The 19,551-nt window shown below is 71.0% G+C and carries 21 protein-coding genes and 1 pseudogene; 11 read left to right on the forward strand and 11 right to left on the reverse strand.

The window, feature by feature from the left end; genetic code table 11:
* The first annotated feature begins 1 nt into the window (after position 1).
* From ACFZ8E_RS05995 to ACFZ8E_RS06005, 3 genes are all read left to right on the forward strand, one after another.
* Positions 2 to 1,021, forward strand: coding sequence for a hypothetical protein (locus ACFZ8E_RS05995; protein ID WP_405042310.1), 1,020 nt, complete (start codon positions 2 to 4; stop codon positions 1,019 to 1,021).
* Between the two features lie 176 nt (positions 1,022 to 1,197).
* Complete coding sequence (gene dksA, locus ACFZ8E_RS06000; protein WP_147728054.1) at positions 1,198 to 1,617, forward strand: RNA polymerase-binding protein DksA; 420 nt, start codon at positions 1,198 to 1,200, stop codon at positions 1,615 to 1,617.
* Between the two features lie 139 nt (positions 1,618 to 1,756).
* Entirely contained in the window at positions 1,757 to 1,936 is a 180-nt protein-coding gene (locus ACFZ8E_RS06005) for a hypothetical protein (protein ID WP_147728053.1), read from the forward strand.
* A 19-nt stretch (positions 1,937 to 1,955) separates the two neighbouring features.
* Here ACFZ8E_RS06005 and flgH read toward each other — a convergent pair whose 3' ends face one another.
* Genes flgH through flgF form a run of 4 tightly spaced genes read right to left on the reverse strand, consistent with a single transcriptional unit; the run spans position 1,956 to position 5,408 of the window.
* A complete protein-coding gene (gene flgH / locus ACFZ8E_RS06010) occupies positions 1,956 to 2,720 on the reverse strand; it encodes a flagellar basal body L-ring protein FlgH (RefSeq protein WP_405042311.1) in 765 nt (254 codons plus the stop codon).
* A 33-nt stretch (positions 2,721 to 2,753) separates the two neighbouring features.
* Positions 2,754 to 3,839 (reverse strand): flagellar basal body P-ring formation chaperone FlgA, encoded by a 1,086-nt coding sequence (flgA, locus tag ACFZ8E_RS06015; protein WP_405042312.1) that lies wholly within the window; start codon positions 3,837 to 3,839, stop codon positions 2,754 to 2,756.
* 22 nt (positions 3,840 to 3,861) lie between these two features.
* On the reverse strand, positions 3,862 to 4,653 hold the full coding sequence (gene flgG, locus ACFZ8E_RS06020) for a flagellar basal-body rod protein FlgG (protein ID WP_147728051.1): 792 nt from the start codon (positions 4,651 to 4,653) through the stop codon (positions 3,862 to 3,864).
* A 14-nt stretch (positions 4,654 to 4,667) separates the two neighbouring features.
* Complete coding sequence (gene flgF, locus ACFZ8E_RS06025) at positions 4,668 to 5,408, reverse strand: flagellar basal-body rod protein FlgF (RefSeq protein ID WP_405042313.1); 741 nt, start codon at positions 5,406 to 5,408, stop codon at positions 4,668 to 4,670.
* Between the two features lie 280 nt (positions 5,409 to 5,688).
* Between flgF and fliL the strand changes: the two genes are divergently transcribed.
* The 4 genes from fliL to ACFZ8E_RS06045 all read left to right on the forward strand — a co-directional run bounded on the left by fliL (position 5,689) and on the right by ACFZ8E_RS06045 (position 8,873).
* Positions 5,689 to 6,204 carry a flagellar basal body-associated protein FliL gene (gene fliL / locus ACFZ8E_RS06030; RefSeq protein ID WP_243934713.1) on the forward strand — a complete coding sequence of 172 codons (516 nt, stop codon included), beginning with the start codon at positions 5,689 to 5,691 and terminating at the stop codon, positions 6,202 to 6,204.
* A 52-nt stretch (positions 6,205 to 6,256) separates the two neighbouring features.
* Entirely contained in the window at positions 6,257 to 7,471 is a 1,215-nt protein-coding gene (gene fliM / locus ACFZ8E_RS06035) for a flagellar motor switch protein FliM (protein ID WP_147728048.1), read from the forward strand.
* A 17-nt stretch (positions 7,472 to 7,488) separates the two neighbouring features.
* Entirely contained in the window at positions 7,489 to 7,992 is a 504-nt protein-coding gene (locus ACFZ8E_RS06040; RefSeq protein WP_147858121.1) for a DUF6468 domain-containing protein, read from the forward strand.
* A gap of 128 nt (positions 7,993 to 8,120) precedes the next feature.
* Positions 8,121 to 8,873, forward strand: coding sequence for a MotE family protein (locus ACFZ8E_RS06045; RefSeq protein ID WP_243951186.1), 753 nt, complete (start codon positions 8,121 to 8,123; stop codon positions 8,871 to 8,873).
* A gap of 70 nt (positions 8,874 to 8,943) precedes the next feature.
* On the opposite strand, the gene ACFZ8E_RS06050 is transcribed toward ACFZ8E_RS06045, so the two are convergent.
* On the reverse strand, positions 8,944 to 9,495 hold the full coding sequence (locus ACFZ8E_RS06050; protein ID WP_243951003.1) for a GNAT family N-acetyltransferase: 552 nt from the start codon (positions 9,493 to 9,495) through the stop codon (positions 8,944 to 8,946).
* 141 nt (positions 9,496 to 9,636) lie between these two features.
* Positions 9,637 to 10,803, reverse strand: coding sequence for a type III PLP-dependent enzyme (locus ACFZ8E_RS06055; RefSeq protein ID WP_243935447.1), 1,167 nt, complete (start codon positions 10,801 to 10,803; stop codon positions 9,637 to 9,639).
* Positions 10,804 to 11,565: 762 nt separating this feature from the next.
* On the opposite strand from ACFZ8E_RS06055, the gene ACFZ8E_RS06060 reads away from it, so the two are divergent.
* The gene (locus tag ACFZ8E_RS06060) at positions 11,566 to 12,099 is read left to right on the forward strand and encodes a GNAT family N-acetyltransferase (RefSeq protein WP_243934708.1); all 534 of its coding nucleotides are present in this window, start codon (positions 11,566 to 11,568) and stop codon (positions 12,097 to 12,099) included.
* A 10-nt stretch (positions 12,100 to 12,109) separates the two neighbouring features.
* Here ACFZ8E_RS06060 and ACFZ8E_RS06065 read toward each other — a convergent pair whose 3' ends face one another.
* Positions 12,110 to 12,346: a hypothetical protein gene (locus ACFZ8E_RS06065; protein WP_243934707.1), complete on the reverse strand. Its 237-nt coding sequence runs from the start codon at positions 12,344 to 12,346 to the stop codon at positions 12,110 to 12,112.
* Positions 12,347 to 12,534: 188 nt separating this feature from the next.
* On the opposite strand from ACFZ8E_RS06065, the gene ACFZ8E_RS06070 reads away from it, so the two are divergent.
* The 3 genes from ACFZ8E_RS06070 to glcF all read left to right on the forward strand — a co-directional run bounded on the left by ACFZ8E_RS06070 (position 12,535) and on the right by glcF (position 16,736).
* Positions 12,535 to 13,977, forward strand: a complete 1,443-nt coding sequence (locus ACFZ8E_RS06070; protein WP_243951001.1) for a lipopolysaccharide biosynthesis protein — start codon at positions 12,535 to 12,537, stop codon at positions 13,975 to 13,977.
* A 102-nt stretch (positions 13,978 to 14,079) separates the two neighbouring features.
* Positions 14,080 to 15,264 (forward strand): FAD-binding protein, encoded by a 1,185-nt coding sequence (locus tag ACFZ8E_RS06075; RefSeq protein WP_243950999.1) that lies wholly within the window; start codon positions 14,080 to 14,082, stop codon positions 15,262 to 15,264.
* Positions 15,265 to 15,395: 131 nt separating this feature from the next.
* Positions 15,396 to 16,736, forward strand: a complete 1,341-nt coding sequence (glcF, locus tag ACFZ8E_RS06080) for a glycolate oxidase subunit GlcF (protein ID WP_243934702.1) — start codon at positions 15,396 to 15,398, stop codon at positions 16,734 to 16,736.
* A gap of 6 nt (positions 16,737 to 16,742) precedes the next feature.
* On the opposite strand, the pseudogene ACFZ8E_RS06085 reads toward glcF, so the two are convergent.
* The 4 genes and pseudogenes from ACFZ8E_RS06085 to fumC form a co-directional block, all read right to left on the reverse strand.
* A pseudogene (locus tag ACFZ8E_RS06085) lies at positions 16,743 to 17,369 on the reverse strand (MBL fold metallo-hydrolase); the annotation flags it as partial.
* A gap of 2 nt (positions 17,370 to 17,371) precedes the next feature.
* On the reverse strand, positions 17,372 to 17,587 hold the full coding sequence (locus ACFZ8E_RS06090) for a ribbon-helix-helix domain-containing protein (protein WP_405042314.1): 216 nt from the start codon (positions 17,585 to 17,587) through the stop codon (positions 17,372 to 17,374).
* Positions 17,588 to 17,835: 248 nt separating this feature from the next.
* Positions 17,836 to 18,027, reverse strand: a complete 192-nt coding sequence (locus ACFZ8E_RS06095) for a DUF4169 family protein (RefSeq protein ID WP_405042316.1) — start codon at positions 18,025 to 18,027, stop codon at positions 17,836 to 17,838.
* A gap of 30 nt (positions 18,028 to 18,057) precedes the next feature.
* Entirely contained in the window at positions 18,058 to 19,470 is a 1,413-nt protein-coding gene (gene fumC, locus ACFZ8E_RS06100; protein WP_147842217.1) for a class II fumarate hydratase, read from the reverse strand.
* Between the last annotated feature and the right edge of the window lie 81 nt (positions 19,471 to 19,551).

Here is a 19,551-nt window from a genome sequence, read left to right on the forward strand (position 1 = left end):
GATGCGGACCCCGTCGCCCGACACGGCCTGGCACGATTTCGCCCGCACCGCCGTGCTGACGGCGATCGGCCTCCTGTACGGCTACCTCGCCCTCGCGATCGCGATCGATCCCTACGACAGCGGGCGCTCCACGCTGTTCTCCGTCGGCGGCGTCCGGCCCCAGGGGCCGCGCACCGCGCTCGCGGTCCGCGGGCGCGACCCGGCCTTCACGGGGGCCGTCATCGGCAATTCGCACATCCAGCTCGTCGAGCCGGCCCGCCTCTCGGCCGCCACCGGCATTCCGTTCGTGCAACTCTCCGTGCCGGCGACGGGCCCGGGCGAGCAGCTGCTGGTTCTCGACTGGTACCTGCGCCATCATCCGAAACCCGCCGCCTTGGTGATGGCGGCCGACGACTTCTGGTGCACCGACGATCCGGCGCTGCCGCCCGGCAAACCGTTCCCCTTCTGGCTCCTGGAACGCGACCCCGTCGCCTACGCCTTCGGCCTGCTGCGCTTCAACGTGGCCCAGGAGGTCGCCGGCCGGATCGGGTGGCTGCTGCGCAGGAAGCGGCCGATGGCCCGCGCCGACGGGTGGTGGGATTACGAGCCGGATTATCTCAAGCTCGGGTTCGGCGGCGGCGACCGGCGCGCGCCGAGCGCGGGGCCGCCCGTGCCGGACACCCCCGATCCGCACAAGGCCGGCCCGTTCCCCGCGGCCGCGCGCCTGACCGTGATGCTCGCCCGCGTCCCACCCGCGACCCCCGTCGTGCTGATGTTTCCGCCGATCCATGCCTCGGCCCTGCCGCGCCCGGGGACCGCCCGCGCGGCGGCCGAGCAGGCCTGCAAGGCCGCCATCGCGGCGGCGGTCGCGACCCATCCGCTCGGCAGCGTGCTCGACGAGCGCCGCGACACGCCCGAAACGCACGAGGATGCGCAGTTCTTCGACCAGAGCCATTACCGGCACCCGATCGCCCGGGCGCTCACCGATGCCGTCGCCGCGGCGATCGTCCGCCTTCGCGGTCCGTCGGCAATCCACGATTGAGCAAACCAATCTCCGTCGCACGCGCGCGACCGTGGCACCTTTGCCGCATCAATTGGCGCAGCGTGTGCAAGCACCGCAGCTTGAACGCGGGTGCGTTGTAGCAGCAATCCACCTCGACTATACGGCAGGCAATTATCGCCGCGGACCGGCCGTACGGGACTATGGAAGGGCGACGAATGGCGAAGGTGACGCTGGAGGACGGCTACGTTCCGTCCGACGACGAGCCCTTCATGAACGAGCGTCAGCGCGAGTATTTTCGGCGCAAGCTGCTCGGCTGGAAGAGCGACATCCTGCGCGAGGCGCAGGACACCCTGGTTGCGCTGCAGAGCGAGAACGAGAACCACCCCGACCTCGCCGACCGCGCCTCATCGGAGACCGACCGGGCGATCGAGCTGCGGGCCCGCGACCGGCAGCGCAAGCTCACCGGCAAGATCGATGCGGCCTTGGCGCGGATCGAGGACCGCTCCTACGGCTATTGCGAGGAGACCGGCGAGCCGATTTCGCTGCGCCGGCTCGATGCCCGGCCGATCGCGACCCTGTCGCTGGAGGCGCAGGAGCGCCACGAGCGCCGCGAGCGCGTCTACCGCGACGACTGAAGTCTCTCGCGGTGCAGCATGCGGTTTTTCAGTAACCGGACGGTCTCGACTGTGCCGTCGCCCTGAAATCGCAAGCTGAGCCGCGGGAACCCTCGGGCTTGACCGTGCTTTACCCGATCACATCATCGGAGGCACGTCCATGGACAACGATGTTCTGATTCCGGTCCTCGCCATCGGAACGATCGTAGTCGCGACGGTGATCGCCGTCTGGCAGCGGACGCGCGTCGCGAAGATCAAGCACGATCCCACCCGCTCGGCGGTGATCTCGGGGCACGGCGAGGCGCCGCGCCCCAACCGGCCCGGCACCGAGCACACCTGATCGGAGCGTTCGGCCCTGATCAGAACGGCAGCAGGATGTCGACGATCTGCTGGCCGTAACGCGGCTGCTGCACGTCGGTGATCTGGCCGCGGCCGCCATAGGCGATGCGCGCCTGGGCGATCTTGGTCGATTCGATGGTGTTGTCCGACTCGATGTCCTCCGGGCGGACCACGCCGGCCACGATCAGCTCGCGCACCTCGAAGTTGATCCGGATCTCCTGCTTGCCCTCGACCACCAGGTTCCCGTTGGGCAGGACCTGCGTCACGATCGCGGCGACGTTGGTCGACACGGTCTCGTTGCGCTGGACCGAGCCGACGCCGTCGTTCGAGGAGCTCGACGTGGCGGTGAGCAGCTTGTCGGGCGACACGCCGGCGGCGAGCACGGCGGCGTTCTTCTCCAGGCCGCCGGCATTCGGCAAGCCGAAATTCTCGGTGTTGCTGCGCGAGCGCTTGGTCTCGTTCGAGATGTTGGCCTGATCCGTGACGTTGACCTTCACCGTGACGAGGTCGCCGATCCGCGCGGCGCGCTGGTCCTTGAAGAAGGCGCGCGAGCCGGTGCGCCAGAGCGAGTTCGGCGCATACGAGACCGGCTGCACGTCGGGCATCGGCAGGCGGACCGGCTTGTAGCCGGCCTGCGCCGTCGGATCCTCGATCGCCGACAGGTTGGGCTGCGCGCCGACCTGGGACAGGCGGTCCATGGTGTTGCAGGCGCCGAGCCCGGCGCAGGCGACCAGCGCCGCGGCGAGGGGCAGGGCGCGGCGCGGGGAGCGCGAAGGATGACGCATCGGATCGTCTCTGCCTGATCTTGATGGGTGCGGTCAGCGAAGCGTGGTCGGCGGCTCGGCGCTCGCCTGCCGCTGCGGCGGGGCCGGGCCGACCGAGACGCGGCCCGGGCCGATCACGATCGCCTGGAGAACCTTCTTCGAGGCGATGTTGACGACATTGACCGTCGCGCCCAGCCGTCCGGCATCGGTGGCCTGGCCGCGCATCGCCAAGCTGATGCCGGGGGATTCGTAGACGATGGTCACCGCCTCGCCGCGGGCGACGAGTTCCGGCGGGGCGGTATCGCCGGTGCGGAGGATCGCGCCCTGGCTCAGCGTGCGCTGCGCGACCTCGCCGACCAGCGTCGCGCCCGAGGCCAGCGCGTCCGGCGGCGAGCCCTCCCGCGGGCGGCGCTCGATCGTCAGGTCGGCGGCGGTGACCGGCTCGCCGCGGTTGAGGGTGCGGTTGACGATGGCGACGTCGCGCATCTCGATCACCACGCCGGAGACCCGCAGCGAGGCCTGGCGCTCGCCGAGCGTCATCAACCCGCCGACGCGGCGCGAGCGCGGATCGTAGTTGAGATCGAGGGCGACGACCTGGCCGTCGAGATCGACCGGCGCCAGCAGCATCGGCCCGTCCCCGTCGAGGCGCACGCTCACCGATTTCGCGTCGACCCCGTAAGCGGTCTCGAGCGCACGGCGCAGCGCCGCCTCAATCTCCTGGGCTCCGACCCGGCGCGCGGCGCGCTGCACCGCGACCTGGAGCCGGCCGCCCGTCTCGACGGCGCCGAGGTTGAGGGCCGCGACCGCCTCGAGGATGCGGCGGGCCTGAATCGTGCCGGTGGCGCCGAGCGCGGGCGCCCGGAACAGCGGGCGCTTGGCCGCCGAGCTCGGTGCGCCTTCGACGAGATCCTCGAGGGTGAGCACGTCGCCGCGCGCGGTGACGTCGCCGCGCAGGCGCATCGCCTCGTCGGCGAACGCCGGCAGCGTGTAGGCGCCGAGAACGGCCAGCGCGAGGAAAGCGAAGGCCGCGCGCAGCAGCACCGTGACGCCGAGCGGGGCGGTGCGCAGGCCGGCGGAACGCGTGATCGGCCGCAGCTCGGCCTCCTGGCGCGGTTCGTCGTAGGCGGGGGAATGGAACATGACCGTCGGGCTCCGGGCGGCGCTAGCTGCGGAACATCTGCGAGGTGGTGGAGAGCATCTGGTCGGCGGCGGTGACGACCTTCGAGTTCATCTCGTAGGCGCGCTGCGCGGCGATCAGCGACGAGATCTCGGTGACGGCGTTCACGTTCGCCTCTTCCAGGTACGATTGCTGGAGGTTGCCGAAGCCCTCGCCGCCGGGCAGCCCGCTGACCGCCGGACCCGAGGCCGCGGTCTCGATGAACAGGTTGTCGCCGATCGATTCGAGGCCGGTCTTGTTGACGAAGCGGGCGAGCTGGAACTGGCCGAGCGATTGCGGTGCGGTCTGCCCGGGCAGCGTCGCCTGCACCGCGCCGGTGGCGCTGATGGTGACGGCGGTGGCAGTGTTCGGCACGGTGATACCGGGATCGACGAGGTAGCCGTCCCGGGTGACGAGCTGCCCCTGCGCCGACAGGTCGAAGGAGCCGTCGCGGCTGTAGGCGGTGCGCCCGTCCGGCATCGTCACGCGGAAGAAGCCCTCGCCGCGGATCGCGACGTCGTAATCCTTCTCCGTCGAGGTCAGCGTGCCCTGCGACATGATGCGGGCCGTCGAGACGGTCTTGACGCCCGAGCCGATGGCGAGGCCGGCCGGAAGCTGCGTGTTCTGGTCCGAGGTCGAGGCGCCGGCGCGGCGCAGGTTCTGGTAGAGCAGATCCTGGAAATGCGGCTGCTGGCGCTTGTAGCCGGTGGTGCGAAGGTTGGCGATGTTGTTCGAGATGACCTGGACGTTGAGTTCCTGGGCCGCCATGCCGGTGGCGGCGGCGTAGAGCGCGCGCATCGTCTAGCTCCCGCTCAGGCGACGTCGGCGAGGCGGCGGATCGCCGTGCCCCGCAGATCGTCGAGCCGCGTGATCACGCTGGAGACCATGGCGTAGGTCCGGTTCACGTCCATCAGCCGGGTCATCTCGAGCACCGGGCGCACGTTGGACTTCTCCAGCGCACCCGATTCGAGGCGCCCCCTGATCCCCGCGGGCTGCGGCTGCGCGCTCGATTCGTAGAGGTTGGCGCCCGCATTGGTCAGGGTCTGCGGGTTGGCGAAGGTCACCAGCCGCACCTTCCCCCGCACGCCGAGATTGGTGGAGACCGTGCCGTCGGGGCCGATCGAGAGCCCGGTCTCCTGCGGGTTGATGGTGATCGGGCCGCCCTCGCCCTGCACCGCGTAGCCGTCGCTGGTGACGAGGGTGCCCTGCGCGTTCACCTCGAAGGCGCCGTTGCGGGTGAAGCGCACGCCCTGCGGCGTCTGCACCGAGAAGAACGCCTCGCCCTGGATCGCCACGTGGGTCGGGTTGCCGTCGGGCTCGATCGCGCCCTGGCCGAGGTCGAGCGCGGTGCCCTGGTCGATGACGTAGGAGAGGCGGCGATCCGAGCCGGCGAAGGTGTCCGCGCTCGCCGTCGGCATCAGGTATTCCTGGAAGCGCGTCGAACGGCCCTTGAAGCCTGTGGTTGAGACGTTGGCCATGTTGTTGGCGATGACGTCGAGCTCGCGCTGAAGCGCCATTTGGCTCGACACGCCGACGAGGAGGGCATTCTGCATCGTGGACTCGATCCGTCGTGCCGCGGTGGCGGCGAGGGGATATCCGCATCCCTCGTGCCAGAGTACGAAAGCCGATTTTCGTGTTTCAAGTCAATGGCTTGGCGGGGCGATCGCGGGTCGGCCGAAACGACCGGATCGGTCCGGCGGCAAAGCCGACCCGGCAGATTGTGCCGGCTTAACGGCGTGTTAACCCTGCCGGCTGATACCGGAGCCTCGAAGGGGCCCGCACCCGATAGGCGTGCGCCCGGATGCTCACCCGACGGATCGCGGACCACCGCTCATGGCCAAGAAGCCCAAGAAAGCGGATACCGCCGAGGGTGCCGGCGGCGAGGCCGCAGCCCCGAAGAGCAAGAAGAAGCTCATCATCATCGTCGCGGCCGCCGTGCTCCTCCTCGGCGGGGGAGGGGGCGCGTTCATGCTGAAGAAGCGTGCCGCCGCCGAGGCCGAGGCCGAGCACGCCGCCGAGGTCGCGGAGGTGAAGAAGCCGTCCATCTTCCTCGACGTCCGAGAGATGGTGATGAACCTCAGCCCTGAGGCCGGCGTCGAAAAGGCCAAGTTCGCCAAGGTCCGCATCGCCCTCGAGCTCAAGGACGCGAAGGTCGAGAGCGAGGTGAAGCCGCTGATGCCGCGGGTCGAGGACGCGCTGCAGATCTACATGCGCGACCTGCGCGGCAGCGACCTCTCCGGATCGCTGGGCCTGTATCGCCTCCGCGAGGAGCTGCTGAAGCGGGTCAACGTCGCGGTCTATCCCGCCCGTGTCGAGGCGGTGCTCTTCAAGGACGTGATCGTCCAGTAGCGACCGGCCGCAAACCCGAGCCCGACCGCGCCTCTCTGCAACCGAGCCCCTCATGGAACCCGACGACCCGAACGTGGAGGACGACTGGTCGGCAGCCCTGATCGAGCAGGGCGCCGAGGGCGGGGACGCGTCGCTCGCCGACGAGTGGGGCGCCGCGCTCGCGGAGCAGGGCACCACCCGCAACGCCAGCGACGTCGCCGCCGAGTGGGCGACGATGATCGAGGACGGGGAGAGCGACAACCTTCCCGAGCTCGCCGGCAACGACCGCATCCTCAGCCAGGACGAGATCGACGACGTCGTCGGCTTCTCGCTGCGCGAGCTGTCAGCCTCGGGCGCCGGCGGCGTCCGCGCCATCGTCGATTCGGGCGTCGTCCAGTACGAACGCCTGCCGATGCTGGAGATCGTCTTCGACCGGATGATCCGGTTGCTGTCGACCTCGCTGCGCAACTTCTTCCAGGACAACGTCGAGGTCACCCTCGACAACATCACCTCGGTCCGCTTCGGCGACTACCTCAACGCCATCCCGCTGCCGACCCTGCTCGGGGTGTTCAAGGCCGACGCCTGGGAGAATTCCGGGCTGGTCACGGTCGAGTCGAACCTCGCCTACTCGACGCTCGACCTGCTGCTCGGGGGCAAGCGCGGCGGCTCGTCGAGCCGCCTCGACGGGCGTCCCTTCACCACCATCGAGATGCAGCTGGTCCGGCGCCTGGTCGAGATCATCCTCGGCGACCTCGAGCTGTCGTTCCAGCCGCTGTCGCCGGTGCGGTTCGCGATCGACCGGATCGAGACCAACCCGCGCTTCGCCACCATCACCCGGCCGGCCAACGCGGCGATCCTGATCTCGCTCCGCCTCGACATGGACGGGCGCGGCGGCCTGCTGCAGATCCTGTTCCCCTACGCCACCATCGAGCCTATCCGTGAACTGCTCATGCAGAGCTTCATGGGCGAAAAGCTCGGCCGCGACCACGTCTGGGAAGGGCACCTCGCCACCGAGATCTGGCAGGCGGACATGACGATGGAGGCGGTGCTCCACGAGATGACGCTGCCGCTGAAGCGCGTCATGGCGCTGAAAGTCGGCGACACGCTGATGTTCGACGCCAAGCCGAGCGACCTCATCACGGTCCGCTGCGGCGAGTGGGCGCTGACGCAGGGGCGGATCGGGCGCGTCGACGACAGCATCGCCGTGCAGGTGACGCGGCCGCTGCGGCGCTCGCGCACCACGCTCCAGGCCTACGAGGCCTCGATGAACAACCGAAGCGACACCTGAGCGATGGATTTTCGGTCATGAGCCTCCTCGTCACGCTCGCCGCAGACGGCCTCGTCGCCGTCCTGCTCGTCGCCACCATCGTGTCGTCGATCAAGCTGTCGCGCCGCATCGCGCAGCTGAAGGGCGACGAGGCCGCCCTGCGCCAGACCATCGGCGACCTGATGGTCGCCACCTCGACCGCCGAGCGCGCCATCGCCGGCCTGCGCAGCACGCTGGACGAGTGCGACCGCACGCTGGCGGAACGCCTCGGCACCGCCGAGCGCTACGCCGCCGACATCGCCGCGCAGGTCGAGGCCGGCGAGGGCGTGATCGCGCGCATCGGGGCGATCGTCACGCAGATGCGCGGCGCCGCGCCTCGGCCCGTCGCGCCCGAGCCGGCCGTGCAGCGCCCGACGATGCGCGTCGCGAGCGAGACGCCGGCCTCCGACGGCCCGAACGGCGAGCGCCTCGGCGCCGCCGCCGCCGCCGCCCTCGCGATGACCGAGCGCGCCCTCCACAGGGTGCGGAGCCGCGCCGCATGAGTGCTGGGCCTCCCGCCCGGACCGACCCCGCCCGAGCCGCGCTCGCGGCCGCCGAGGGCGCGCGCGCGGCCAAGGTCGTCCGGGGCGCCAACAACGCGAAGGCCCTGACCGCCCTGGCGCGCGCGCGCATGCGCGCGATCCGTCCGTTGCGCCTGCGGATGATCGATGCGGTCACGCTCGCCGCCGCCGGGCTGCTGGTGCTGAAGCTCATCGCGATGTCGGTCGAGACGCCGCAGGTCGGCACCGAATTGCCGGCCCTCGCCCAGGTGCTCGCCAAGGCCCGCGCCGGCTACGAGCTGGCCGACCCCGCCACCACCGGATCGGTGACGCCCAAGGACGAGACGAAGGCGGATGCCAAGAAGCCCGAGCCGCCGCCCCAGGCTCAGCCGCCGATGCCCGAGCCAGTCTCGCCGAGCGAGCGCGCCCTGCTGGAGAAGCTCGGCGCCCGGCGCGACGCGCTCAAGCAGAAGAGCGACGAGCTGGAGCTGCGCGAGAAGATGCTCGGCGAGGCCGAGCGCAAGCTCGAGACCGGGCTCGGCGACCTCAAGCAGGCCGAGGACAAGGTCGACACATCCGGCAAGGCCAAGGCCGAGGCCGAGAAGGCCGGCCTGAAGAACCTCGTGACGATGTACGAGACGATGAAGCCGAAGGAGGCCGCCCGGGTCTTCGACCGTCTCGGCCAGGACGTCCTGGTATCGCTGGTGCTGGCGATGAATCCGCGCAAGATGGCGGAGGTGCTGGCCGTGATGCAGCCGGATGCCGCCGAGAAGCTGACCGTGGCCCTGGCCAATCGCGCCCGCGGCGTCGCCGGCCCGCAGGCCGCGGCCGGCGGAAGCCTCGGCCCGAACGAGCTGCCGGCGATCGAGCCAGGCGGCCGCTGAGCCGCCCGGCTACGTTTCCGTCGCGCCACCCGGGTACGCGGCCGTGCCGCCCCGGCCGGTCCGGTCGCGCTCAGGCGGCGCGTCGTCGGCCGTCCGCCGCGCCCGCCGTGCCGAGATCCGCCGGGGCATCGAGGACGCCCGTCGCCCGCACCAATCCTTCGGCGCCGGTGAGCGCGCCCGCCCGCAACTCGAGGCCGAGGAAGCGTTCGCGCGCGAACGGGCCGGGCAGGGTGAGGCCGGCAGCCAGGGCCCCCGAGAAGCCGAAGCGGTCGTAGTAGGGCGCGTCGCCCACGAGCAGCACGGCGCCGTGCCCGAGGGATTCGGCGCGGCCGAGGGCGGCATGCATCATGACCCGGCCGAGGCCCTGGCGCTGCAGCGCCGGGTCGACGGCGAGCGGCCCGAGAAGCAGGGCCGGCCGGGCGCCGGCCTCGACGGTCCAGAGCCGCAGCGTCCCGATCAGGCGCCCGTGGCGGGTCGCCGAGAAGGCGAGGCCGCGGGCGGGCAGGCGGCCTTCCCGCAGGCGCTCCGAAGTCTTCGCGCGGCGGTTCGCGCCGAAGCAGGCGTCGAGCAGGCGCTCGCGCGCCGCGACGTCGAGATAATGCTCCGCCCGGATCTGGATCATGACCGTAACCGCCCCGTCATGGCGTGACGCTCGAGGATCCTCGCATCCCTGCCGGCGACCGGATGAGAGCCGGCCGATCGGGATGCGCGGTCTGGGTTCAGATGCCCTAACGACCCGCGGCCGCCGAAGGTGCGGATCGGGTCAGATCACGATCTGTTGCAGCGGCGGGAAACCGTTGAAGGCGACCGCGGCGTAGGTCGTGGTGTAGGCGCCGGTGCCCTCGATCAGCACCTTGTCGCCGATGGAGAGGGAGACCGGCAGCGGGTAGTGATCGCGCTCGTAGAGCACGTCCATCGAGTCGCAGGTTGGGCCGGCCAGCACGCACGGCGCCATCCGGTCGCCGTCATGCGCAGTGCGGACGGGATAGCGGATCGACTCGTCCATGGTCTCGGCCAGCCCCCCGAACTTGCCGATGTCGAGGTAGACCCAGCGCACCTCGTCCTCCGCGGCCGACTTCTTCGAGATCAGCACGACCTCGGCCTCGATCAGGCCGGCGTTGCCGACCATGCCGCGGCCCGGCTCGATGATCGTCTCGGGCAGCCGGTTGCCGAAGTGCTTGGTGAGCGCGCGGAAGATCGCGTCGCCGTAGGATTCCACGCCCGGCACCTGCTTGAGGTACTTCGTGGGGAAGCCGCCGCCGAGGTTGACCATCGACAGGCCGATGCCGCGGAGCGCGCACTCGCGGAAGATGGTCGAGGCGGAGGCGAGCGCTCCGTCCCAGGCCTCGGTGTTGCCCTGCTGCGAGCCGACGTGGAACGAGACGCCGTAGGCCGAGAGGCCCTGACGATGGGCGTGATCCAGCACGTCGACCGCCATCTCCGGCTCGCAGCCGAATTTGCGCGACAGCGGCCAGTCGGCGCCGGCTCCGTCGCACAGGATGCGGCAGAACACCTGCACCCCCCCGGCCTCGATCCCGGCGGCGGCGGCGGCGCGGACGATCTTCTCGACCTCGGCCTCGCAATCGACCGCGAACAGGCGGATGCCGAGACGGAGCGCGCGGCCGATGCAGCGCTCCTTCTTGATGGTGTTGCCGAAGGAGATCCGCTCGGCGGTGGCGCCGGACGCGAGCGCCATCTCGATCTCGGCGACCGACGCTGTGTCGAAGCACGAGCCCATGTCGGCCAAGAGGCGTAGCACCTCGGGGGCCGGGTTGGCCTTCACCGCGTAGAACACGCGGGTGTCGGGCAGCGCGCGGGCGAACGCGGTGTAGTTGTCCCGGACCACGTCGAGGTCGAGCACCATCACGGGGCCCTCGTCGCGGCCGAGGTCGCGGCGGACGCGCAGGAAGTCGCGGATGCGATCGGTCATGTCGATTCCAACCCACAGGTTCGCGGGGCCGCCCACGGGGGAGCGCGCCGTCGAAGATGTGACGGTCCAGGCGGACCGCCGGCGTCTGGGGCCGATGCGTCGCGCGGACCCGCGCGCTGTGGAGACGCGACGATCCGTGCGGGCGCGAAGAGCACCCGGAGGCTGCCGTGGATTGGACGGGGTTTTCCCATCCGCACGCCGGGCAAGGAGAAACAAGCCTCTTCGGTGCCGGCCTTTGGAGGGCCGACGAGACCAAAAAAGCCCGTTCGTCGTTGCTTTAAGCTGCGTCCCCCGTGGAGAGCGGGGTTCGCCGGTTTCGCCTCCGGCTGCCGGTTGTTGTCGGGGTCCGGTGTCGCCACCTGGATGCCGGCCGGAGGGGATCCACCCTGTCGACCATCGATCCTTTAAGACCCCTGGCGGCTGTCCGGCAGTTGGCCGGATGCCCACCAACCGACACGCGGCCACAGGCACGTGCGAAATTGGGCAGGGCGGATATACGGACGCCGCCGCGCCATCACAAGGAGAAATCGCCGCCTTGCGGTGGGATTTCCTGTGCAGGCGGGCAGCTGTTGCCAAAACGCAGCGCTCGGCCGTGGCCGGGCTTCCCAAGCGCGCGAAGAGGGGGCATCTGACGCCGGTCGACGGTGGCGACGCCCTGCCGGTCCGCGGCATCCGGGCGTCGTGCTGCGCGTGCGGCGGGCGGTGAGCGGCGGTCATCATGGTCGGGGTGAGACGGCGGACGATTCGGCCCCGGGGGACCGCGTGAGCCCGCAAGCCGACGGCGAGCTGAAGATCCGCCCCGCGCGCCTCGACGATCTCGATGCCCTGGTCGCCCTGGAGAACGCGACCTTCTCGACCGACCGCGCGGAGCGGCGTGCGATCCGGCACGCGATCCGCTCGCCCTCGATGAGCGTGCTGGTCGCCTTGCTGGAGGAGGAGGACGGGACCAACGTCCTCATCGGCGCGGCGACGCTGGAGCGCCGCCGCAACAGCCGCAACGCGCGGCTCTCGTCGATCGCGGTGTCGTCGTCCCGTTCGGGTCTCGGCCTCGGCGGGCGGCTGATGCAGGCGGTGGAGGACGAGGCCCGCCGCCACGGCTGCACCCGCCTGCGCCTCGAGGTCCGCGCCGACAACGGCGCCGGCCTGCGCTTGTACGAGCGGCGCGGCTACACCCGCTTCGACGTGCGCGAGGATTATTACGAGGATGGGATGGAGGCGTGGCGCTACGAGCGCCCGCTCGTCGACGACGCGCCGGGCACGGCGCAGGTGCCGCCCCGGCAGCGCCGGAGCGGTTGAGGCCGAAAGATCAGTCGCAGCGCTCCTTGCGCACCGTCTTGCGGTCGCCCTCGTCGTTGGTCGACGTAACCGTCTTCGTGGAGCAGCCGTCGCTGCTCTCGCGGGTCTCGACCGTCTTGCTCTCGGTCGCCGGGCGGTCGACCACGACGGTGTCCGGCGCGCCGCGCTCGATCACGGTGGTCTGGGCGGTGGCGGCCTGGATGCCCGCGAGGGCGAGGATCGCAGCGGCGGGAACGAGGATGCGCATCTGACGGGGACTCCGAGGAAGGTTTGGACCGGACGCGGAAACGGCCTTCGGCGCCAAACCGTTCCGGCGCGCCCTCGTCGTGCCGGATTCAGGGAATCTTACCGGCGCGGCGCTAGATCGAGGCCGCAGGCCGCGCTCGCCCGTGCCGGTTCGTCCCCGAAGGCTCGTTCGTCCCCGAAGGCTCGTCCATGGCCGTGATCGCCGCTTTCGTCCTGAATGCCGGGCTGAACTTCGTCCTCGGCCTGCTCATCGCCAAGCTGCTCGGGCCGTCCGACTTCGGACGGTTCGCACTGGCCACCGCCGGCACCCTGGTGATCACCACCGTGCTGTTCGAATGGCTGCGCCTGTCGGCGACGCGGTTCTATTCCGTGCGCGTGCGCCTCGACGAGCCGTGGATCCGCCACGGCCTCGACCGGGCCTACGCCATCCTCGTGGCGCTGCTGTTGTCCGCCGCGGCCATCGCCGGCGGCCTCGGTCTCGGCGACGGCCCCGACGGCCACGCCGCGATCCTGTCCGGCGCGATGCTGGCGGCGCTCGGCATCGGCGTGTTCGACTACCATGCCGCGCTCGCCCGCGCCCGCTTCGACGGCAAGCTCTACTTCGGCCTCGTCGCGGTGAAGAACGTGCTGGCCTTCGCGATGATGGCGGCGGCCGCCTGGTATCTGCGCCAGCCGGCCTGGGTGCTGGCCGCCGCCGGGCTGAGCCAGCTCCTCGCGGTGATAATCCTGCGCCACCCGCTGCGCGACCCGGTGACGACGGTGGAGCATCATCGCCGGCGCGAGACCTGGACGCTGTTCCTGCGCTACGGACTGCCGCTGATCGCGGCCAACGCCGTCTACCAGCTCCTGCCGTTCCTCAACCGCGGCACCATCGCGGCGCAGGCGGGATTCGCCGAGGCCGGCTACTTCGCCCTCGCTGCCGACGTGACCGCACGCAGCCTGACCATGCTCGGCACGGCGCTCGACCTGCTGCTGTTCCAACTCGCGGTCCGCGTCGAGGAGCTGCACGGACGTGCGGCGGCCGAACGTCAGGTCGCCGCCAACGCCGCCACGGTCTTCGCGCTGCTGCTGCCCTGCGCCGTCGGGTTCTGGGCGGTGCTGCCGGCGCTCGAGGCGCTCGTGGTGCCCGAGGCCTATCGCGGGCCTTTCGCCCTCTACGCGCTGCTGCTCATCCCGGGCCTGTTCTGCCTCGCGATGATGTTCTTCGCAATCAACCCGGTGTTCCAGATCCGTCGCCGCACCCTGCCGGTGATCGCGGCCGCGGCGGCCGGGCTCGCCGTCAACGGGCTCGGCCTGCTCGTCCTGCCGCCGCTGCTCGGCGGCGCCGGCGTGGCGCTGGCCCAGACGCTGGCGCTCGGCGCGGCCTTCGCCTGGCTGGCCGTGCGGGCCCTGACCGGACGCGACCGGCTCGTGCTGCCCTGGAGCGAGATCCTGTCCGCGAGCGCCGCCTGCGGCGCCATGGCCCTGGCGCTCACGCCGTTGCGCCATCTCGATCCGCCGCTCGCGCTCGGCCTCGCCGTGCCGCTCGGCGCCGGCCTCTACGCGGCCGTGGTGTGGATCTTCGACATCGCCGGCCTGCGCAGCCAGGTCGCGGGGCGCGTCCGTTCCACCCATCCCCTGGCCGCAGAGTAGAGCGGTTCCACTTTGCAAGGCGGCCGCGATCCCGCATGATCGCGGCCACAAGGATGCCGCGCAGAAGGCATCCGCCGAAAACACGCGACCGGGCAGGAAACGATGCCATTCTACGAGCCCCGCGACGAGGGCGAGGCGGCCGACATCGTCGGTGCGGCCGCCGGCCGGTCCGAGCGCCTGCGCCTCGTGGGCGGTGACACCATGGCCGGGATCGGCCGGCCGGCGCAGGACGAGGCGACCCTGTCGGCGCGGGCGCTCTCCGGGATCACCCTGTACGAGCCGGCCGAGATGGTGATCGCGGCGCGCGCCGGCACGCCGCTCTCCGAGGTCCAGGCGCTGCTCGCCGCGCGCGGCCAGATGCTGCCGTTCGAGCCGATGGACGCCCGGGCCCTGATGGGCAGCGCCGGTGCGCCGAGCTTCGGCGCGGTCGCGGCGGCCAACAATTCCGGGCCGCGCCGCATCAACGCCGGGGCCGCCCGCGACAGCCTGATCGGCGTGCGCTTCGTCAACGGCCGCGGGCAGGCGATCAAGTCCGGCGGCCGGGTGATGAAGAACGTCACCGGCCTCGACCTCGTGAAGCTGATGGCCGGCTCCTGGGGCACCCTCGGGCTGCTGACCGAGGTCACCTTCAAGGTGCTGCCGGTGCAGGAACGCGTCGCGACGCTGGTCTTCTCGGGGCTCGACGACGCCCGCGCCGTCGCCGCGCTCGCCGCCGCGCTGGGCTCGCCGTTCGAGCTCACCGGCGCGGCGCACCTCCCCGCGGGGATCGACGGCGAGGACCCCCGCACGTTGATGCGCCTCGAAGGCTTCTCCGATTCCCTCGACTACCGCATCGGCGAGCTGCGTAAGCTCCTGAAGCGCTTCGGCGCCGCCGAAATCCTCGATGGCGAGCCCGGCGCCGCCCTGTGGACGGCGATCCGCGACGCGACGCCGTTCGCCGGCTCGGCGGACGCCGTGTGGCGCCTCTCGACCGCGCCGACGCGCGGGCCGGCGCTCGCCGCCGCGATCGGCCGCGCGATGCCGGCCCGCTGGTTCTACGACTGGGGCGGCGGCCTGGTCTGGCTCGCCGTGCCGAGCGCGGGCGATGCCGGGGCCGCGGCGATCCGCGGGGCGCTCGCCGAGCACCGCGGCCACGCCACGCTGATCCGCGCGCCCGACGCGGTGCGCGCCGCGGTGCCGGTGTTCCAGCCGCTGTCCGAGCCGCTGATGCGGGTGACGCAGGGGATCAAGGCGGCGCACGATCCTGCGGGAATTTTCAACCCCGGGCGGATGTACGCGGGGGTTTAGCGCTTCCGCGCGGGGGCCCGACCTCGCGCGGGCCGTCCGCCGCATCGTGCCCGGCGCGAAACGGTGGCACAGACGATCGAAAGACGGGGCCGACGCGATCGGCCTGAGACAGGACGCATCCAGAACGCGCCATGCAAACCAATTTCTCCCTCGCTCAGCTCGCCGACCCGGCGATGGCGACCTCCGAGAAGATCCTGCGCACCTGCGTGCATTGCGGGTTCTGCACGGCGACCTGCCCGACCTACCTGCTGCTCGGCGACGAGCTGGATTCCCCGCGCGGGCGGATCTACCTGATCAAGGACATGCTCGAGGGCGGCAAGGCGGCGAGCGCCGAGGTGGTCAAGCACGTCGACCGCTGCCTGTCGTGCCTGTCCTGCATGACGACCTGCCCATCGGGCGTGCACTACATGCACCTCGTCGACCACGCCCGCAGCCATATCGAGGAGACGTTCTCCCGGCGGCTCGACGACCGCGCGCTCCGGGCTATCCTGGCTTTCGTGCTGCCCCATCCCGGCCGGTTCCGGCTGGCCCTGTGGGCGGCCAAGCTCGGCGCGCCGTTCAAGCCGCTGGTCGCGCGCCTGCCGCGGGTCGGCAACCGCCTCGCCGCGATGCTCGACCTCGCGCCCGCCGCGCTGCCGGGCCGCGAGCCGACGAACCGGCCCGCGACTTTCCCGGCCGTCGGCGCCCGGGCCGAGAGGAAGCGCGTGGCGCTGCTGCGCGGCTGCGCCCAGAGCGTGCTGCGCCCCGATTTCAACGCGGCGGCGATCCGCCTGCTGACCCGGCACGGCGTCGAGGTGGTGCATGCGGACGGGGAGGGCTGCTGCGGCGCGCTCACCCACCACATGGGCAGGACGGGCGATTCGCATGCCCAGGCCAAGCGCACCATCGACGCCTGGATCGCGGAGGCCGACGGCGCGGGGCTCGACGCGATCCTCGTCACGGCGTCCGGCTGCGGCACGACGATCAAGGATTACGGATTCATGTTCCGCGACGACCCGGCCTATGCCGACAAGGCGGCGAGGGTCTCGGCGCTGGCCAAGGATGTCACTGAGTTCGTCGCCACGCTCGGCATCGCGCCGGTGATCGAGAGCGACCTCGTCGTCGCCTACCATTCCGCCTGCTCGATGCAGCACGGCCAGGGTATCCGCACCGAGCCGAAGGCCTTGCTGAAGCAGGCGGGTTTCACCGTGAAGGACGTGCCCGAGGGGCACATCTGCTGCGGCTCGGCCGGCACCTACAACATCCTGCAGCCGGAGCTGGCAGGCAAGCTGCGGGCGCGCAAGGTCGCCAACATCGAGCGCATGCGCCCCGACGTGATCGCCACCGGCAACATCGGCTGCGCCACCCAGATCGGGAAGGGCACCGCGATCCCGATCGTCCACACGGTGGAGTTGCTGGATTGGGCGACCGGCGGACCGCGGCCGGCCGCGATCGGGCGATCGGCCGAGCCGGCGCTGCAGGCGGCGGAGTGACGAACCTCAGCGTTCGAGCTGATAGGTGACCGGGATCCAGCGATATCCGGTGCCGCTGCGCCCGACGTAGCCGAGCGAGGGGAACGAGGTGTGGTAGCCGGCGACGACGAGGTCGTCGGTGGTCGCCATGTCGTAGATCCGCCGGCGCGTCGCGGCGCCCGCGGCCTTGTCCATGTCGAACAGGGCGTGCCAGCCGGGCTCGGCGAGCGAGGCGACCTCGTGGTGGGCGCAATCGCCCCAGATCAGCATCCGCCGCCCTTCGCTCTCGACGTGGAAGGCAAGGTGGCCGGGCGTATGCCCGTAGGCCGCGAGCGCATGGATGCCCGGCACGACCTCGTCGCCATCCTTCATGAAGCGCGTCCTTGCGGCGAGCGGCATGAGGTGGGTGCGGAACACCAGCGCCGAGGCGTGCTCGTTGCTCGATGGCGCCGCCGCGAGCCGTTCGGGCTTCGCCCAGAACTCGTACTCGGTCGCGCCGACGACGAGGCGCGCGTTCGGGACTGCCGGATGCCCGTCGCGCATCAGCCCGCCGATGTGGTCGGTGTGGCAATGGGTGAGCACGACGACGTCGACCGCCTCCGGCGCGGTGCCGGCCGCCTCGCTCAGCCTTCGCGACATCCGGCGCTGACGACCGGTCAGGGTGCCCGCTCGCGAAATGACACCAGCACGAAGACCCGGATCGCCGAGGACAGGTTCTGGCCGTCGCGGCCGGCATCGATCGCCCCGATCAGCGCCTGCACCGATTGGCCGCGTGCTGCGGCGATCTCGCACAGAGCGGTCCAGAACGGATCCTCCAGCGACACGCTGGTGCGGTGGCCGGCGATCATCACCGAGCGCTTGGTGATGCTCATCGCGGGCTCTTCCCTCCCTTCCCAGCCTTCCCCGTCATCCCGGGGCGCCGAAGGCGAGCCCGGGATCCAGAACCGCAGGTCGTGCCTCGGATGGCGCCGTCGGCGGCTCTGGATCCCGGGCTCTGCTGCGCAGCCCCGGGATGACGGAGTGAAGCGGTATCAGAAGCAATCCACTTGGATCGGACGAGATCGGTGAACGCCGTGGCCGCCTCCAAGGAAACGGACGACGCGCGGCGGCGCACCCTCGCTCACGTCTCCGAATCCGGCCCGACCAGCTTGTGGCCCTCGTGGCGGGCGACCTCGATCGCCGTCTTGCGCTCCTGCAGGGTCCGGGCCTTCTTCGGGCGGCCGAAGGCGATGCGGTTGTCGGCCGCCTTCTCGTCCTTCTCGAACCGCAGGCGTGTCTTGCGGACTTGGCGCAGGTTGATGATCTCGGCCATCGCGTCGATCTCCCGGGTCTCGGCTTCGGCCTACTCGGCGCTCGGGGCCAGCATGGTCTCGGGCCGCACCACGCGCTCGAACTCGGCCTCCGTCACGTAGCCGAGGCGCAGGGCCTCCTGCTTCAAAGTGGTGCCGTTCTTGTGCGCCGTCTTGGCGATCTCGGCGGCCTTGTCGTAGCCGATCGAGGGCGCGAGCGCGGTCACGAGCATCAGCGAGCGGCTCATCAGGTCGGCGATCTTGTCCTCGTTGGCCTTGATCCCGACGACGCAGTTGTCGGTGAAGCTCACCGCCGCGTCGGCGAGCAGGCGGATCGACTGCAGCACCGCGTTGGCGATCACCGGCTTGAACACGTTGAGCTCGAAGTTGCCCTGGCTGCCGGCGAAGCTCACCGTGGTGCCGTTGCCGATCACCTGCGCGCAGACCATCGTCAGCGCCTCGCACTGGGTCGGGTTGACCTTGCCCGGCATGATCGAGGAGCCCGGCTCGTTCTCCGGCAGCGACAGCTCGCCCAGCCCGGAGCGCGGGCCGGATGCCAGCAGGCGGATGTCCTGCGCGATCTTGAACAGGCCGGCGGCGAGCGCCGAGAGCGCGCCCTGCGTGAACACCAGCGCGTCGTGGGTCGCCAGCGCCTCGAACTTGTTGGCGGCCGAGGTGAAGGGCAGGCCGGTCAGCTCCGCGACCTTGGCGGCGAAGCGCTCGGCGAACTCAGGATGCGCGTTCAGCCCGGTGCCGACGGCGGTGCCGCCCTGCGCCAGCGCCAGCACGCCGGGCAGCGTCGCCGCGATGCGCGAGCCGCCGAGCGCGACCTGCGCGGCGTAGCCCGAGAATTCCTGGCCGAGCGAGACCGGGGTCGCGTCCTGCAGGTGGGTGCGGCCGATCTTGACGATCGATTCGAAGGCCTTCGCCTTCGCGTCGAGCGCGGTGTGCAGGTGCGTCAGCGCCGGCATCAGGCGCTCGGTGATCTCGCGCGAGACCGCGATGTGCATCGCCGTCGGGAAGACGTCGTTCGAGGACTGGCCGCGGTTGCAATGGTCGTTGGGGTGGACCGGCGACTTGCCGCCGCGCTTGCCCCCGAGCCGCTCGTTGGCGAGGCTGGCGATCACCTCGTTGGCGTTCATGTTGGACTGGGTGCCCGATCCGGTCTGCCACACCACCAGCGGGAACTCGTCGTCGTGCCGGCCCTCGACCACCTCGGCCGCCGACGCCGCGATCGCCTCGGCCACCTTCGGGTCGAGGCCGCCGAGATCCTGGTTCACCAGGGCGGCCGACTGCTTGACGAGGCCCAGCGCGTGGACGAGCGGCGCCGGCATGTGCTCGGTGCCGATCTTGAAGTTCTGGATCGAGCGCTGGGTCTGCGCCCCCCAATACCGGTGCGCCGGAACCTCGATCGGCCCGAAAGTGTCGGATTCCGTGCGGGTGGCGGTCTCGGGCTGCGGCGACATCGTGGCCTCTACGTTCGGTGCGGTGCGGTGCCTACCTACGACAGGCGGCGGCAAATCGCGAAGGCGCTTTTCCGGCCGTGT

Source organism: Methylobacterium sp. HMF5984 (genome assembly GCF_045033435.1).
Classification (GTDB): domain Bacteria; phylum Pseudomonadota; class Alphaproteobacteria; order Rhizobiales; family Beijerinckiaceae; genus Methylobacterium.